The organism is Herbiconiux sp. A18JL235 (assembly GCF_040939305.1).
GTDB lineage: Bacteria > Actinomycetota > Actinomycetes > Actinomycetales > Microbacteriaceae > Herbiconiux.
This window is the reverse complement of record NZ_CP162511.1, coordinates 2,210,662-2,225,860: the sequence shown is the minus strand read 5'-3', so window position 1 is coordinate 2,225,860 and position 15,199 is coordinate 2,210,662. Positions and strand designations below refer to the sequence as shown.

At 66.8% G+C, this 15,199-nt stretch carries 11 protein-coding genes and 1 pseudogene; 4 read left to right on the top strand and 8 right to left on the bottom strand.

Annotation, left to right across the window (positions count from 1 at the left end):
• Nucleotides 1-105: 105 nt before the first annotated feature.
• On the top strand, nt 106-1,905 hold the full coding sequence (locus ABFY20_RS10335) for a hypothetical protein (RefSeq protein ID WP_368496167.1): 1,800 nt from the start codon (nt 106-108) through the stop codon (nt 1,903-1,905).
• A gap of 32 nt (nt 1,906-1,937) precedes the next feature.
• Here ABFY20_RS10335 and ABFY20_RS10330 read toward each other — a convergent pair whose 3' ends face one another.
• The 6 genes and pseudogenes from ABFY20_RS10330 to ABFY20_RS10305 form a co-directional block, all read right to left on the bottom strand.
• Nucleotides 1,938-4,421, bottom strand: coding sequence for a DEAD/DEAH box helicase family protein (locus tag ABFY20_RS10330; RefSeq protein WP_368496166.1), 2,484 nt, complete (start codon nt 4,419-4,421; stop codon nt 1,938-1,940).
• Nucleotides 4,422-4,620: 199 nt separating this feature from the next.
• Nucleotides 4,621-5,340, bottom strand: a complete 720-nt coding sequence (locus ABFY20_RS10325; RefSeq protein ID WP_368496165.1) for a hypothetical protein — start codon at nt 5,338-5,340, stop codon at nt 4,621-4,623.
• Nucleotides 5,341-5,428: 88 nt separating this feature from the next.
• A pseudogene (locus ABFY20_RS10320) lies at nt 5,429-5,878 on the bottom strand (SDR family oxidoreductase); the annotation flags it as partial.
• Between the two features lie 143 nt (nt 5,879-6,021).
• The gene (locus ABFY20_RS10315; RefSeq protein WP_368496164.1) at nt 6,022-7,083 is read right to left on the bottom strand and encodes a hypothetical protein; all 1,062 of its coding nucleotides are present in this window, start codon (nt 7,081-7,083) and stop codon (nt 6,022-6,024) included.
• A 36-nt stretch (nt 7,084-7,119) separates the two neighbouring features.
• Nucleotides 7,120-7,725: a hypothetical protein gene (locus ABFY20_RS10310; protein WP_368496162.1), complete on the bottom strand. Its 606-nt coding sequence runs from the start codon at nt 7,723-7,725 to the stop codon at nt 7,120-7,122.
• Between the two features lie 160 nt (nt 7,726-7,885).
• A complete protein-coding gene (locus ABFY20_RS10305; RefSeq protein ID WP_368496161.1) occupies nt 7,886-8,368 on the bottom strand; it encodes an SRPBCC family protein in 483 nt (160 codons plus the stop codon).
• Between the two features lie 123 nt (nt 8,369-8,491).
• Between ABFY20_RS10305 and ABFY20_RS10300 the strand changes: the two genes are divergently transcribed.
• The 3 genes from ABFY20_RS10300 (at nt 8,492) to ABFY20_RS10290 (ending at nt 11,328) form a co-directional block, all read left to right on the top strand.
• Entirely contained in the window at nt 8,492-9,196 is a 705-nt protein-coding gene (locus ABFY20_RS10300) for an alpha/beta fold hydrolase (RefSeq protein ID WP_368496160.1), read from the top strand.
• 100 nt (nt 9,197-9,296) lie between these two features.
• Entirely contained in the window at nt 9,297-9,809 is a 513-nt protein-coding gene (locus ABFY20_RS10295; RefSeq protein ID WP_368496159.1) for a pyridoxamine 5'-phosphate oxidase family protein, read from the top strand.
• A gap of 100 nt (nt 9,810-9,909) precedes the next feature.
• Nucleotides 9,910-11,328 carry an ArnT family glycosyltransferase gene (locus ABFY20_RS10290; protein ID WP_368496158.1) on the top strand — a complete coding sequence of 473 codons (1,419 nt, stop codon included), beginning with the start codon at nt 9,910-9,912 and terminating at the stop codon, nt 11,326-11,328.
• Between the two features lie 81 nt (nt 11,329-11,409).
• On the opposite strand, the gene ABFY20_RS10285 is transcribed toward ABFY20_RS10290, so the two are convergent.
• Both ABFY20_RS10285 and ABFY20_RS10280 read right to left on the bottom strand, forming a co-directional pair.
• Complete coding sequence (locus ABFY20_RS10285; protein ID WP_368496157.1) at nt 11,410-13,848, bottom strand: ATP-binding cassette domain-containing protein; 2,439 nt, start codon at nt 13,846-13,848, stop codon at nt 11,410-11,412.
• Nucleotides 13,849-13,970: 122 nt separating this feature from the next.
• Nucleotides 13,971-15,170: an ABC transporter permease gene (locus tag ABFY20_RS10280; RefSeq protein WP_368496156.1), complete on the bottom strand. Its 1,200-nt coding sequence runs from the start codon at nt 15,168-15,170 to the stop codon at nt 13,971-13,973.
• Nucleotides 15,171-15,199: the final 29 nt, after the last annotated feature.

Here is a 15,199-nt window from a genome sequence, read left to right as displayed (position 1 = left end):
TGGCGAGGACGGCAAGATTGCTAGAGAGGAATTCGTACTGTGCGGTGACCGAGATTCAGCGGTCTTTTGGGAGGTGCCCGGGTGAATTCGATTAAATGGGATCGCTTGGACGAGGCTGAGTTCAACAAGCTAGCGGAGGCGCTTCTCGTTGCTGAGTACACAAAGGATGGATTGCGTGCGCAGGCAATCGATGGGCGTGGCGGTGACGGCGGAGTCGACGTCGATGTCCGCGTAGAACGCACACAGCAGCTCACTCAAATCTTCCAGCTCAAGTACTTCCCGGAAGGATTTTCCGGCGGATTTAAGCAGCGTCGTTCACAAATCAAACACTCGTTTGAAGCGGCCATGAGCGAAGCCGCGCCAGTCTGGACCCTCGTCTTCCCCAAGAACCCCACAGTCAATGAACGCAAAGTTGTCCAAGCGATGGGCAGTGGCCAGAAGGTCAGGATTCGAATTTTTGGGGCGGCCGAACTCGATGGGCTGGCGAGCAAGAACCCGCTCATCGCCGCTCACGCGGCTCGGAACGAAGCGGTGGAAGTACTTCGAGAGATCAACCGCCCCGAGGCGGCACTGACCAAAGCGGGCGATTTACGACTCGAGGTGCAAAGGCTTCAGAATCGCCTCGACGGACGGAGCCCATATTGGGGCACAGCGATCTCCACCCACCCAGATGGCACGTATGTAGAGACCCTGTATGCGAAACGCGACGATGCTCAGCAGCGCGAGCCGCTTTCCATCACCTTTACGGCCGAATTTACGCAAGACGATTCAGAGCTGCGCAAGCAATTCGACGACAAGATGAAGTTCGGCGGCTCGGGCGCGCTCGTGCTGCCGGAGCGCGTCATCAAGGAATTTCGGCGCGACGGACCTGAGTGGTTCGAGGACGTATCTACCGGCGGTGAAGTCGAGATTCGCGACGTGGAAGAGCATGAATCACAGCCGGTGAAAGTCGAACTCTACAACGCGCACGAGAAGAGGCTGGCGCAGCTACCGGGCGTGACTAAGGCGATCGATCGCGGCTATGGCGGCGCGAGCGTCGAGACCGCACTTCGAGGCGGACTTGATATGCGCTGGCGATTCTCTGACGACCGCGAGGAAGGCGGCAGCGTCACTCTCAATTTTGAGCCGGCAGGCTCTACCCCTCGCGAGGTGCGTCAAGCCCTGCGGTTCGTTAACGCTCTAGGGCCCGACGTTCAGGTGCGACTCACTGTCGCTGGGAGCCCGGCTTTGAAGGTAAACATTGCGGACAAACTCGCGTTCGGGCCAGATCAGCAACTCATCGAACTCGTCGATGACCTCTGCGTCATCGAGGACAAGCTCGACGTCGCGTTCAAATTCCCGGCCGACGGGGCGGACATCACCGACCGCATTTGGGCTCGCGTCGTTGTTCGCATGCTCGAGGGCAAGCCCGTGCCCATGCCGTTCACGAATTCGTTCACCGGAACTCTGTCAGGAACCAAAGATGAAGGTTTCGATCTCATCCTGACTCAGGGGGTAGCGGTCTGCGTCAGCAATGCAGATTGGGAGCTTGAAATATTCGGAGAAACAGTGCACATCGGTGAGGTCTGGATCTACAGCCACCACGTGACGGTGACGAACGGAAAGGAGATCGACCAGGCGTTCGCTGCTGGTACCGCAGCTGGAATGAAGGTCCAGCTTCAGCCCATAAATGGCGAGCCGTTTCTGATCTACGATCCCCAGCGCCTTAGCCGAGACCCCAACGCCGTCGTCGGAGCCTACCCATGGGGCCTAACCGGCATTCCAGAGCACCCACAACTTGACGCACTACCCAATAGGGTGCGCTTGTCTGAGCCCGCAGAAGAACCGGCCACATCCGAAATGGCACAGCGTGCTCTTCTGCGAGTCCCATTGACGCAGCGCGAAGAGGGCAACACCAACCACTAGACCGCTCCGCGGGTACCCGTGTCATTGCCCGATCAGTTCTTGACTCCTCGTTGAGTGGTCGTGAAGTTGATTAGGTTGCTCGCGACGAGTCCATGACCGGCCAGCAGCCTTCCGACGACGGTGGCGTCCGTCCAGCCCGACTTGGCTAGAGCTGTGGCGAACGCACGTAGGGCAGCGTTGAATGTGCCGAGGCCGCTTTCGGTGATCACTCGCATGCCTGGGATTGCTGTGGCATCCGAGTAGATCAGCACAGATCTGTGAACCATGACCGGCGTCGCGGCTGCGTGTGGGTCGTAACGTTCGCCGAACCAAAGCATCGATTCTGCGAGTTGTCCCATATCGCGTTTCCCTATCGCTGCACTCTTAGCTCCTGTTTTGGCTTCGATTACCCAGAAATTGTTGTCTCCGAGGGCCCACAAGTTGTCCGGCCCGTTGGTTGCGTCGTGCTCAGGTCGTTGAGAGCCCAGACCAATCAGCGATCCGGCGCGACGCAGCGCCTCCTCGAATTGATCCACCCTGAACTCGTCGAATGCGAGGTCTTCAATTACGGATTCGAAATCGAGGCGCAAAGCTGCTGGCGTCGAGTACAGGGCAGAGAGGCGTTCAACGCAGGTGTTCACCTGGGGTTTCTCCACTTCAAGCCTCGTGTACGCGAGGCCGGTCAGTGGTTTGGTGACATTCGTGTTCTGCGCTCTGGCGAGGGCGATGATCTGTTGGCCCAGCTCGGGGTCCGTAAGATCCGCGTAGGTTGCCTGAAGCTCGAGAAGGACACCCGTTCGTGCAGGACTGGGCTCATTCGCAGCGGCATCGCCCACGATCGCACGGGCGCCGAGGGTGTCATTGTTCTGTGCCCTGACAAATGCCGCTCGTTCAGCGATCGCGGAGTTCTCGACGTGCCCCGGCTGGGGTGGGATGTTTCGGAGGGCCTGCAGAGCTAGCCTCACCCACCCTTTCTCTCGGGAAAGCGCCTGTTTGGACGTGTCGATGATGCGGGAAAGCGGCATGTTGTCCATCTGCGCGGCGACCTGACGAGAAAGGCGAAGCTGCGCCTGGGTCGCTGGGCTGAAGCGCGGAAACGTCCTGGGGTCGACTGTCAACTGCGCTAGGCGTGGGCCGAGCAGAAAAACCACGCAGTGATCTTCGTTGCTGCGAACCCCTCGACCCATTCCTTGCTCGAGTCGCTGCACTTGACGGTCATCGATACCCGCCCCCTCGCTCACAAGAAGCGAACTCAGGCGTTCCTCTGGGCTGAATGCCTCAGGGAGCCCGTCGAGCACGAGGACGCGACAAGCGTCGTCGGGAAGGTCGATCCCGTCGTATTGGTTGATGAGGACGACGAGGCCAACGTGGTCCTCGGATCGGAGCTTTGCTATGGCTTGGTCGATGTCATCCTTTGACGCGACGATTGCCGCATCTGCGGCCCAGGCGGCTGCCCAGGGCTCGCTGGGGACCAATACCACCGTGTTGTAGTCCTTGCTGAGGCTGACAATTTCTGCGCGGATGCTTTCGGCAGTCAGGGACGGATTGATCTCCTGAGGTGCGAGGATCATGCGTTCCCCGATGTCCCCTGCTGTGATCGGGGTGATCGGATTCGTGACGCTCTGCGCATCAGCTCCAAAGTCCGTAACGAGAACGCTGTCGTCGGCCAAGGTCGCCGTCAAGAACACGCGGCGCTGAGCGTCCATGAACGACGTGACGTGATCGATTGGTGGGCAGAACGGCGTTATCGTCACCTCGCGATCGGAGAACACGGTGCGGCTAAGAGGGAGCACTTCGGCGACGGCCGGCCAGTCGAAATACAAAGGCTGCCCGTCGCCAGAGAGAGTGCGCAGCAGCTCACGTGCCTGATCGATCTTCGCGCGCCAAGCCCAGAAAGGCACGCGGGCCGGCGAGCCGCGCCGGCCGTCACGAACGTCCATGTAGGCATCTGTCGACTGGGTTTTCAGGTCCTCGGCGAACAAATCGAGCAGTTGATGAAACACGGCGTTGTCGCTGGATATGGATAGGGCGAGTTGCTTCCGCGTCGTTGCGATAGCGGCGTGTGCGTCGTCGACGACGACTGCTCCAATCGGCGCCCTCGGTCTTGAAGGTCGGCGTTCCGAGAACTTCGTCCGACCATTCACGAGCTCGTAAGCGTTGATCACGCCTATGGCTTCACTGTTCAGGTAGGCGGCGCCATCGACGTTTGTTGTCGTGTCGATGCCAATCTTCTCTGCTTCGGCACGTACTTGGTTCACCAGATACTTGCTCGGCGCGACAAACAGCGCGGGTCCGATGTCCTCATTCAAGTAGCTCTGCAAGATGATGAGGCCGTCGATGGTCTTTCCGCCGCCGGTGTTGACCTTCACTATGATGTCTCGCTCGTGGCGTCTCGCGTGCCATGCCGTCAAGACCTGCGCTTGGACATCACGCAGATATCCGTATCCAGGAGCCTTGTCGAGCTGGCTGTGCAGCTCCCTTGGCTCGATTGGTGCCTCCTGCTCGAGCCCGGCGAGCAGCGCCTCGAAATCGACCATGACTTCCCCTCCCCCTCCGCGTGCACTATCTCGCCAAGGAGGACCTGTAGTCAAGGTGAATGTCATCCACCGCCTTGTGACGCATCGTGCTCACGGCGTCCCTACGACCGGACGGTTGCGCCACCGACCTTTGGGTCTTCTTGGGACGGCTCAGCTTCTGTCGCCGCCCTTGCGGGTGAGGAGGGAGGCAACGAAGGCTCTAGCTTCGTCCGGGCAGCCGATCCTTGCCTTTCCTGGTGGCACGTTCGAATCTGTAGCTACGAACCCGATAATTCTGCAACTGTAACCACGACACAAACCTCCCGCGCCGCAGCTCTTTGAGGTCGTCGATCGTCGCATAGTAGAGCCGCCCGCTCGGCCCGAGGGGCGAGCCTTGGCTTTCAACGTATTTGAAGTGCGAATAGGGGGATTTGCCCGGGCCGCGATATGACACGTAATAGATGGGCGAGTACCGATATTCGTCACCGCTGACATTAATGTGCTCAATGAAGCGAAAGGGAACGACTCCTATCATCATCGCGTTCGGCGCCGCCCTCGCTGTCTCTGTCAGAGTGCGTCGCCCGTCGGGCGCCCACCAGGTGCTCACGATCTCGCACACCACTTCGATGCCGTTGTGGCGTATGTCCAGTAGCTCCGCTCTGGTCTGCAGATCCCCGTGCCGGTTGACGTTGTTACCCCCGTCGTAATCCCTCTCATACCTTTTTGCATTGATCAGGATGATCTCGGGCAGCCTTTCGGGATTGGTGTTTACGAAGAGTCGACGAGAGGTGTCTCTGTACTCGTCCCATGTACCCATCCGACTGCGGAAGGTCAGCCGACGGCCCAGCCGGAAGAGCAGAATCGAAAGGAATGTGCTGACCACAAGGCCCAAGATTGCGACTGCAAGATTGGTGAAATCGAGCCACGACAACGAATCCATCTCGAGCGCCTTCCTCTTCAGGTTCTTCGACCGAGCCGCCTTAGTACACCGCTCTCTTGTCCCCCGTCCCAACAGTCTCGCGGATGTTCGGCCCGAGTTCCCGCGCTGCCGAGATGACGATTCGGTCGAGAGCCCCCTTGGATGCACCGTATGGCAGATTGCCTGTGGTGTGATCGCTCGTGAACGCGACAATCGCTCCGCCGTTGTCCGCGGCCTGCCGTGCGAAGGCGGCGATCACGAGGAGTGATGCGCGGGCGTTCACGGCCACGTGGGCATCGAAGCTCGCTGCCGTCGTGTCGAGGATGCCTGACTCGACGTCATGGGCGTGGCTGGGTACCAGGCCGGTGAGTCTGCCGTGGTCGGCGACCACACGTTCGATGAGTTCGGTCGGGCCTTGAATGGTCGATAGATCGCACGGGTAGTCACCGGAGTCAAGATCGCTGGTCAGGACTTCCCACCCATCGGCTCTCAGACGCGGGACGATTCCAGCAGCGATGCTGTTCGCGCGGGCTGCGCCAGTGACGAGAACGAGGCTCATGTCCGCACTCTATCCTCGGCTCTCGCCCGCTTCGAACTGCCCGCAAGCCGGTTGGTCAGCATGCACGATAAGCGATCGCGTTGCGGGCGACGTCCACCGAATGGGATGTGCTTGCCCTGTCTTCGATGTGATTCAGGGCGGAATCACGATCTACCGAGACGGCGTACCGTCTCGTCTCGTCTCGGCTCGGACGACGGATCGCCCGTGCGCACGCCCCGGGCGTGCGGGGCGCTCAGGTGCTCGACGAGCGGCATGTGGGATGCGGGGAAGCCGGCGCGCCGGTGCAGCCACACGAAGGCCATGAGCGCGAGGAACCCGGTGAGGAGCTTGTCGAGCACCGAGGTGAGGATGTTCGACGAGAACGCCGCGGCGACGAGCGGCACACCCGTCGTCACGATCGACTCCGTGACCGTGTCGGAGCCGTGGCCGCTGAGCCCGCCGAAGAGGATGACCCCGAGCGGCGCACCGACGAGACTGCACGCCGTGGCCGCCAGCAGGTTGAGTGCGAAGAAGCCGCCGATGTCGTCGCCCATGCGGAACCTCCGCACCCCGTAGCCCCAGACGAGGGCCCCGGCGAGGTTCACGAGTGCGAACGGCGCGGCGCCCGGCGCGCCGACGCTGAAGCCGAGGAGGTTGCTCGCCACCGCCACGAGCGCGCCGTGCCAGGGCCCCAGCAGGATCGAGGCGACGGCCGTGCCGACCATGTCGAGATAGATCGGCAGGTGGAGCGCCTGCACCACGACGATTCCGAGCAGGTTGGCGATGACGCAGCCGAGCATCAGGGTCGCGGTGCTCCACCGGCGGCGCGGCTCCGTGTGCGGGGCGGGCACGGCAACGGGCGCGGATGCCGGCGGTGCGGCCACTGCTTTCTGTCGAGCGCCGGGCTCGCCTCCTCGACGGAGCCGGAGGGCCCGGTTCACCCACTCCTCCACCTCGGCCGGCGTCGCGCCCAGCGCGCGCACGATGTCACGGAGGAGCTCCGGGTCGATCCGCGCGCGACCCGGCCGGAACACGTCGTACACCGTGCTGCGCGGCGGGAACGCGGCCGTCGCCGCCACGCCGCGCTCGACGCGCAGCTCCCCCACCCGTCGGCCGATCTCGGCATAGGAGACGGGGTTCCGCTCCTTCAGCGCGAGCAGGTCGGCGGCGATCCGGTCGAGCGAGTCGGCGTCAGCCTCAGCCCCCGTCGACGCCTCAGAACTCACGACCGCCAGCCTAGCGGCGGCGCCCCCGCGCCCGAGTCAGGGACGGAAGAACGTCGGCGAACCCAGGCCCTGGAAGAACCACATGCGGTCGCGGGTGTAGTCGTCACCCGTGACGGCCTCGTATGAGGTCGCGGTGCCGAATACTGCCGCCGGGGTGGGCGTCCACGCCGGGCAGATCATCACCATGCTCCCCGGGTAGGTGGGGTTCCACGCGTCGCCGAGGAGGCAGCCGTCGGGCGCCGCCGATTGCTGCATGACGAAGCGGTCGTTGCCGGTGCCGGTTCCGTAGTCGAAGATCTCGATGCAATCGCCGCTCTCGGGGCACCAGGTGCCGTTGATCGACTTCCACGAGAAGACGTCGGGGACGACCTGCTCGGTCGTCGTCTCCGGGATGACCCCGTCTTGCTGCGCGCCCGGCGCGGGGACGGAGGTCGGGGCGGCGGGCGTGGCCGGCGTGACGGCCGACGGCGTCGCGCTCGGGGCAGATGTGGGTGTCTGGCTCGGTGCCGGCGCGGCGGATGCTCCGGTACCCTGTTTCTCGGCCGAGAGCGCCTCCGTGCCGGCGGTCGAGCATCCGGTCAGCGCCGCGATCGCCAGTGTCACGATCACCCCGGCGACGGTCGCCGTTCCCTGTGCCCGCATGTCGTTCTCTCCCTGCATCGTGGCGCGCCGGATGCCCCGACGACCGCCCTGTGGACGGCGACCGATCGGGCCGCCGCGTCAAGGCTCGCAGCCCGGCCGGGCCGTGCGGGGCCTGAACGGCGCCTCTCCCCCAGTCCCGAACAAGTCCGGACAGCGCTCGTCAGCCGCGCCGCACGGCCTCCAGCACGACGGCATCGGTGCACCCCCGCGCGAAGCCGCGGATGCGCCGGTCGATGTCGCGCTGCAGCACGCCCGCTCCGATGCGCTCGGCGAGCGGCGCCAGCCAGCGCGGCCGGCAGGCGAAGTTGTACCGCCACACCGCGAGCGTGCTGCCTGGTTCGCCCTCGGCCGGGTCGAACCGCCAGCCACCGGCGAGCCGTTCGAAGAACCAGGAGCCCTTCGTCATGCGCATCCCCACGTTCGACGGCGGGTTGTACGACACGTACTCGCTCATCATGCGCAGGCCGAACCGCTGCACGGTGAACGTGCGCACCCCCTTCGCGGGCACCGTCGCGCCGTCGAGCAGGTGTTGACGACGGATGAACGGATCCCACCGCATCCGGATCTCCCCGGTCGTCTGTGACACCGCGAACGCGACCTCGGGACTCACCGGCACGACGCAACGGGATTCGATGACGGGCACCTTCCCAGCCTGGCACGTCCCGGATGAGGGTGGGGGTGTCAGGGCCGATCGGCCGACCCCGCTCCCCTACCGTGGCATCGACACGTCGATGCCATCGCATCGACGACGATCGAGAGGATGCTCATGACCGCCCCCACCGTCGTGCTCGTGCACGGTGCCTTCGCCGAATCCGCCAGCTGGAACGGTGTCATCGCCGCGCTCCGTGACGAGGGCGTCAGCGCCATCGCCACCCCGAATGCGCTGCGCAGTGTCGCGACCGACGCCGACAACGTGCGTCGCGCCGTCGAGGCGGTGGGCGGGCCGGTCGTGCTCGTCGGTCACTCCTACGGTGGCGCCGTGATCTCGGAGGCCGCCGTCGGAAGCGACGCGGTGACGGGCCTGGTCTACGTCTCGGCGTTCTCGCCCGACCACGGCGAGACCGCCCTCGAGCTGAGCAACCGCTACCCGGGCAGCACGCTCGGCGAGACCGTGCGCCCCATCCCCCTCGGCGACGGCAGCAACGACCTCATCGTCGACCGCGAGCTCTTCCCCGGCCAGTTCTGCGCCGACGTCCCCCTGCCCGAGGCACGGCTGGCCGCCGCCACGCAGCGGGCCATCCGCGACGCCGCGCTCGGCGAGGGGCTCCCGTCGGAGACCCCGGCCTGGAAGACCCTTCCCTCGTGGCACATCTTCGGCACGGCCGACAAGAACATCCCTCCCGCGGCGATGCGCTTCATGGCCGAGCGCGCCGGTTCGCGCAAGACCGTCGAGCTCGAGGGTGCGTCGCACTCCAGCATGGTGTCGAACCCGGATGCGGTGGCGGGGCTCATCCTCGAAGCCCTGTCGTAGGGCGGGCGAGGCGGCGCGGCGCCGCACGGTGCACGGAGCCCTCGTAGGAACGAGCCTCGCGCCCTGTGCGTCGCGCCCCGACCGCAGTAGCGTCAGCCGCATGACCGACGACACCACTGCATCCACCCGCACCGGCTCCGACGACGACCCGGTGGCCAAGCTCGCCGAGCTCCTCGGCGACTTCCGCTTCGCCATGCTCACGACCCTCGATTCCACCGGCAAGCTCACCGCGCATCCGCTCACCGTGCAGGAGACGGAGTTCGACGGAGACCTCTGGTTCCTCGTCTCGCGCAGCTCGTCCGCCGTCGCCGATCTCACGGCCGAGCCGCGCGCCGGCGTCTCGCTGAGCTCGAACGACTCGTGGGTGTCGCTCTCGGGCCGGGCCTGGCTGGTCGACGACACCGCGAAGGTGCGCGAGCTGTGGAGTCCGGTCGTGGAGGCCTGGTTCCAGAACGGGCCGGACGACCCCGACGTGGGGCTGCTGAAGTTCGAGGCCGAGTCGGCCGAGTACTGGAACACCCCGGGCGGCCGTGTGGCGTCGCTCCTCAGCTTCGTGAAAGCCAAGGTGACCGGCGAGCCCTACGAGGGCGAGAACGCGAAGGTCGATCTCTGACCGGTAGTCGATCCTTCCGAGGAGACGAGAGCCTGGCGCGTTCCGGCTGAGCCGGGGAGCCCGGCTGAGCCGGGCCCGCCCCGGGAGGTAGCCTGATCGGATGCCGCGTACGTCCCGCCTCATCGAGTGGACGGCGTTGGCGGTCGTCATGCTCTGGGGCCTGTACCAGTGCTTCTGGAACCTGGCCGGCCCCAACGTCTCGGCCGACGAGCCGATCTACGTCGATGCCGGTTGGGACTACCTGCACGGCGACGTCGCCGACAACCAGGAGCATCCGCCGTTCGCCAAGTACCTGATGGGGTTCGGCCAGCTGCTCTTCGGCCAGGGTCTCGTCACGGGCCGCTCGGTGGCCGCGCTGGCCGCCTTCGCGACGGGCGTGGTGCTCTACTTCTGGCTGCGCCGCGAGATCGGGTGGGTGGGCGCCCTCTCCGCCGCCGGGTTCTGGCTCGTGCTCCCCCACGGCGTCATCACGAATGTGCGGCTCGACCGGTTGGCGTTGCTGGAGCCGTTCATGGTGCTCTTCGCGGTGATCGCGTTCGCCGCGGTGTGGCAGTGGTTCCGCGGGCGACCCTGGTGGTGGCTCGTCGTCGCCGGCGTCTCGATGGCGTTCTCCGTCACCTCGAAGGTGTCGAGCGCGGTGCTCGTCCCGGTGCTGCTCGTGTTCGTCGTGCTGAGGCGGCCGCTCCGGCGGGGCCTCGCCGGTCTCGCGGTGTTCTGCGGGGTCGGGGCGGTGGTGGGGGTGCTCGTGTACCTGCCGGTCGGGCTGTTCGACTCGGTGCGGTACATGCTCGACTTCCAGTCGCAGCATGATGCCACCGGTCACCTCATCGCCGTCGCCGGTGTCGCCTACACCTTTCCGCCGTGGTGGTCGAATCTCTGGTTCTGGTTCGACGGCATGGGCGTGGTGCCCGTGCTGGTGCTGCTCGCCGGCACCGTCGCATCCGTGTTCTCCCGGCGATGGGCACTGCTCGGGATGCTCGGCGCCGCGATCGCTCTGCTGCTGGCGTTCTACCTGGCGATATCGGACGTGGCGCTCAGCCACTACTACTACGCCTGGGTGTGGCTGTTCTGCGCCGCGGCCGGCGTGGGGGTCGCCGAGCTGCTGCGCCCGAAGCGCCGGAGGGTGCTGCTCAGCGCGAGCCGGATCGGCGCGGTGCTGCTGCTCGCGGTGGCCGTGGTGTGCGGCGTCTTCACCTCGGTGGTCATCGCCGGCCAACGGGCCTCGGGCATGGCGCTCGTGCTGCCCGAGCTCGAGTCGCTCGGCATCGACGAGGGTGACGTGTACGTGGCGGGGATGGCGCCGTGGGAGTTCGTCTACCCCATCGAGGGGCGCTGGACGACTGAGCTCGACGACCCCGACCTCGTCGCCTTCGCGCTGAAGGACCAGGTGAGGTTCCCACTCGATGCTGAGCTCACGGCCGAACTGGAGCAACGGGCCGGTGAGCTTGATCGGTTCACGATCGACGACGTCACGCTGTACGTGGTGCGGGCGGCGGAGCGGCCGGTTCCGGCGGGATGAGGCGGGCGGGCGCGCGCTGTTGCGCGGGTCGCTCGTGCACGGGGTGCTGCGGTGCCGGCCGCGGCTGCGTGAGCCGGCCGGTCAGGCGCCGACGTACTGCGCCAGGTGCTCCCCGGTGAGGGTGGAGCGGGCGGCGACGAGCTCTGACGGCGTGCCCTCGAAGACGATGCGCCCGCCGTCGTGGCCCGCTCCCGGGCCGACGTCGATGATCCAGTCGGCGTGGGCCATGACGGCCTGGTGGTGCTCGATGACGATGACCGAGCGGCCGGAGTCGACGAGCCGGTCGAGGAGGCCGAGCAACTGGTCGACGTCGGCGAGGTGCAGGCCTGTCGTGGGTTCGTCGAGCACGTAGATCTCGCCGCTCTCGGCCATGTGGCTGGCGAGCTTGAGGCGTTGACGTTCTCCGCCGGAGAGGGTCGTGAGGGGTTGTCCGAGGCTCACGTAGCCGAGCCCGACGTCGGCGAGACGCTCGAGGATGGCCACCGCCGCGGGAGCGCGCGCCTCCCCCGATGCGAAGAACTCGAGAGCCTCGGCGACCGGCATGGCCAGCACCTCGCTGATGTCGCGGCCGCCGAGGTGGTAGTCGAGCACGAAGGAGTCGAACCGCTTGCCCCCGCAGTCTTCGCAGGTGGTGGAGACACCCGCCATCATGCCGAGGTCGGTGTAGATGACCCCGGCGCCGTTGCAGCTCGGGCACGCCCCCTCGGAGTTGGCGCTGAAGAGCGCCGGCTTCACCCCGTTCGCTTTGGCGAAGGCCTTGCGGATGGGCTCGAGCAGGCCGGTGTAGGTGGCCGGGTTGCTGCGTCGTGAACCCTTGATGGCGCTCTGGTCGATCGATACCACGCCTGCGCCCGCGGGGATGGAGCCGTGCACGAGCGAGCTCTTGCCCGAGCCGGCGACCCCGGTGATGACCGTGAGCACGCCGAGCGGGACGTCGACATCGACGTCGTGGAGATTGTTGGCGGTGGCGCCTCTGATCTCGAGGGACCCGGTGGGCTGGCGCACGGCGCTCTTCAGCGTCGCGCGATAGTCGAGGTGGCGACCGGTGAGGGTGTCGCTCGCCCGCAGCCCGGCGACGGTTCCCTCGAAGCAGATCGTGCCGCCCGCGGTGCCCGCGCCGGGGCCGAGGTCGACGACGTGGTCGGCGATGGCGATGGCCTCGGGCTTGTGCTCGACCACGAGCACCGTGTTGCCCTTGTCGCGCAATTGCAGCAGCAGCCTGTTCATGCGCTGGATGTCGTGCGGGTGGAGGCCGACGGTGGGTTCGTCGAACACATAGGTGACGTCGGTGAGCGAGGAGCCGAGGTGCCTGATCATCTTGATGCGCTGCGCCTCGCCGCCTGAGAGTGTGCCCGAGGGACGGTCGAGCGAGAGGTAGCCGAGGCCGATCTCGACGAAGGAGTCGAGGGTGTGCTGGAGGCCGTCGAGCAGAGGGGCCACGGAGGGTTCGTCGAGGCCGCGCAGCCAGGCGGCGAGATCGCTCAGCTGCATCGCGCAGACCTCGGCGATGTTCACTCCATTGATGCGGGAGGAGCGGGCCTCCGGGCCGAGACGTGTGCCTCCGCAGTCGGGACAGGTGGTGAAGGTCACGGCCCGGTCGACGAACGCGCGCACGTGCGGCTGCATGGCCTCCTTGTCTTTCGACAGGAACGCCTTCTGCACCTTCGGGATGAGGCCCTCGTAGGTGAGGTTGACCCCCGCCGCCTTGATCTTCACCGGCTCCTTGTGGAGGAAGTCGCGAAGCTCCGTCTCCGTGTAGTCGCGGATCGCCTTGTCGGGGTCGACGAAGCCGGATTCGGTGAAGACGCGCACTCCCCATCCGTCGGCCGTGTAGCCGGGGATGGTGAGCGCACCCTGATTGAGCGACTTCGAGTCGTCGTAGAGCTGGGTGAGGTCGATGTCGTTCACGGTGCCCATGCCCTCGCACCGCGGGCACATCCCCCCGGTGCGCGTGAAGCTCGTCTTCACCGCTTTCGCGGACTCGCCCTTCTGCACGGTGATGGCTCCGCTGGCCTTCACCGACGGCACATTGAACGAGTAGGCGTTCGGCGAGCCGATCTGCGGCTGCCCGAGCCGGCTGAACAGGATGCGCAGCATCGCGTTGGCGTCGGTGGCGGTGCCGACGGTGGAGCGGGCGTTCGCGCCCATGCGCTCCTGGTCGACGATGATGGCGGTGGTGAGGCCCTCCAGCACGTCGACATCGGGCCTGGCCAGGGTGGGCATGAAGCCCTGCAGGAAGGCGCTGTAGGTCTCGTTGATCATGCGCTGGGACTCGGCGGCGATGGTGCCGAACACCAGCGAGCTCTTGCCGGAGCCCGACACCCCGGTGAAGACGGTGAGGCGGCGCTTCGGCAGCTCGACGTCGACCCCTTGCAGGTTGTTCTCGCGAGCGCCCCGCACCCGGATGACGTCGTGCCGGTCTCCCGGCGCCGCGCCGCCCGCTCCGGCCGCCACCCCGACTGACCCGGCCGTCGTGCCGCCTGACCCTGCCGTCGTGCTGCTCGCTGCCCTCGCGCTCATGCTCTCTCCTCCGCTCGCGTTCAGGGTATCGGCCCCCACCGACGCCCGGTTTCTCCGATCGTGCTCGATCGCCGCACCCCGGGCGGCCCGCCGCCCGACCGCCGGACGGGCCGGCAGCATCCTCACCCGTCGCGCAGCGCCGCGGCGGGTTCGACCCTCGTCGCGGTGAGGGCGGGCCAGCTGCCGGCGACGAGCCCGAGCACTCCCCCGACCAGGGCGCCGAGCAGGGCGGTGGCGACATCGAGAACGGGAACCCAGCCCTGCGTGGCCGATACGGCGACGACCCCGCCAACGCCGAGGGCCGCTCCCGCGGCTCCGCCGATGCCGCCCACGAGCGCCGACTCGAGCACGAACTGCAGGGCGATGTGCCGGGCGGTGGCGCCGAGAGCGCGCCGCAGGCCGATCTCGCCGCGGCGTTCGGAGACGCTCAGCATCGAGACCCCGGCGATGCCGACGCTCGCGGCCAGCAGGGTGATCGCCGCGATGAGCAGGAAGACCGAGTCGAGATCGCCGCTGACGGCCTCCTGGAACACCGGCGGCGGCTCCTGGGCGCCCGCCGTGAACCGGTCGGGGCCGTTCGGATCGAGGGCGACCGGCACCTGCATGCTCACCTGCTCGGCGGCGCCCGGGGCGATGGCCAGTCGCATCCGCTCGCCGCTCAGGGCCGGGCGACCGCCGAAGTCGTGGAGCGCGGTGCTGCGCGGCACCATGACGGCACCGAGGAGCGTCGAATCGCCGGCTGCCTCGGTGAGGATGCCGAGCACGGTGTAGGAGTGACCGGCGATGTCGATCGAGGGTGCGGTCTCGGCTCCAGGGATGCCGAGCGCCGCCGCGGCGGAGGCGCCGAGCACGGCGACGCGGTCGGCGCGGGCCTCGTGCCCGGATTCCAAGAACCGGCCGTGGTCGACACGGCCCTCGAAGGCCGTCACCGCATCGCCGGCCAGGGCGAGCACGGGCGGTGACGCGTGCGCCGGGGCCTCGGGGTCGACCACGGCCGCGGCGCGCACGGGTGCGCGCACGGGGTCGACGGTGGCGAGGAGGGCCGCTGCCCGAACCCCGCTCAGCCGGAGCGCACGGTCGATGGCGTCGTCCGGCAGCACCGCCGTCGCGTGGCTGTCTCCGTCGGAGCCCTTCTGTTCCGTCGGCCGCACCTCGACCTGCGTGGCCGAGGCCGCGTGGAAGCGATCGGCGATGCGGCCGGCCGCGGTCTGCCCGAGCCCCAGCGCCATGACGAGCGTCGCCACCCCTACCGCCGTGCCGATCGCACCGATGAGCAGGCGCGACCGTCTCCCCCCGACCCCCTCGACCGCCTCCGCGGCCACCTCGAGAAGCGAGGGCCCGGCGCGTCGGT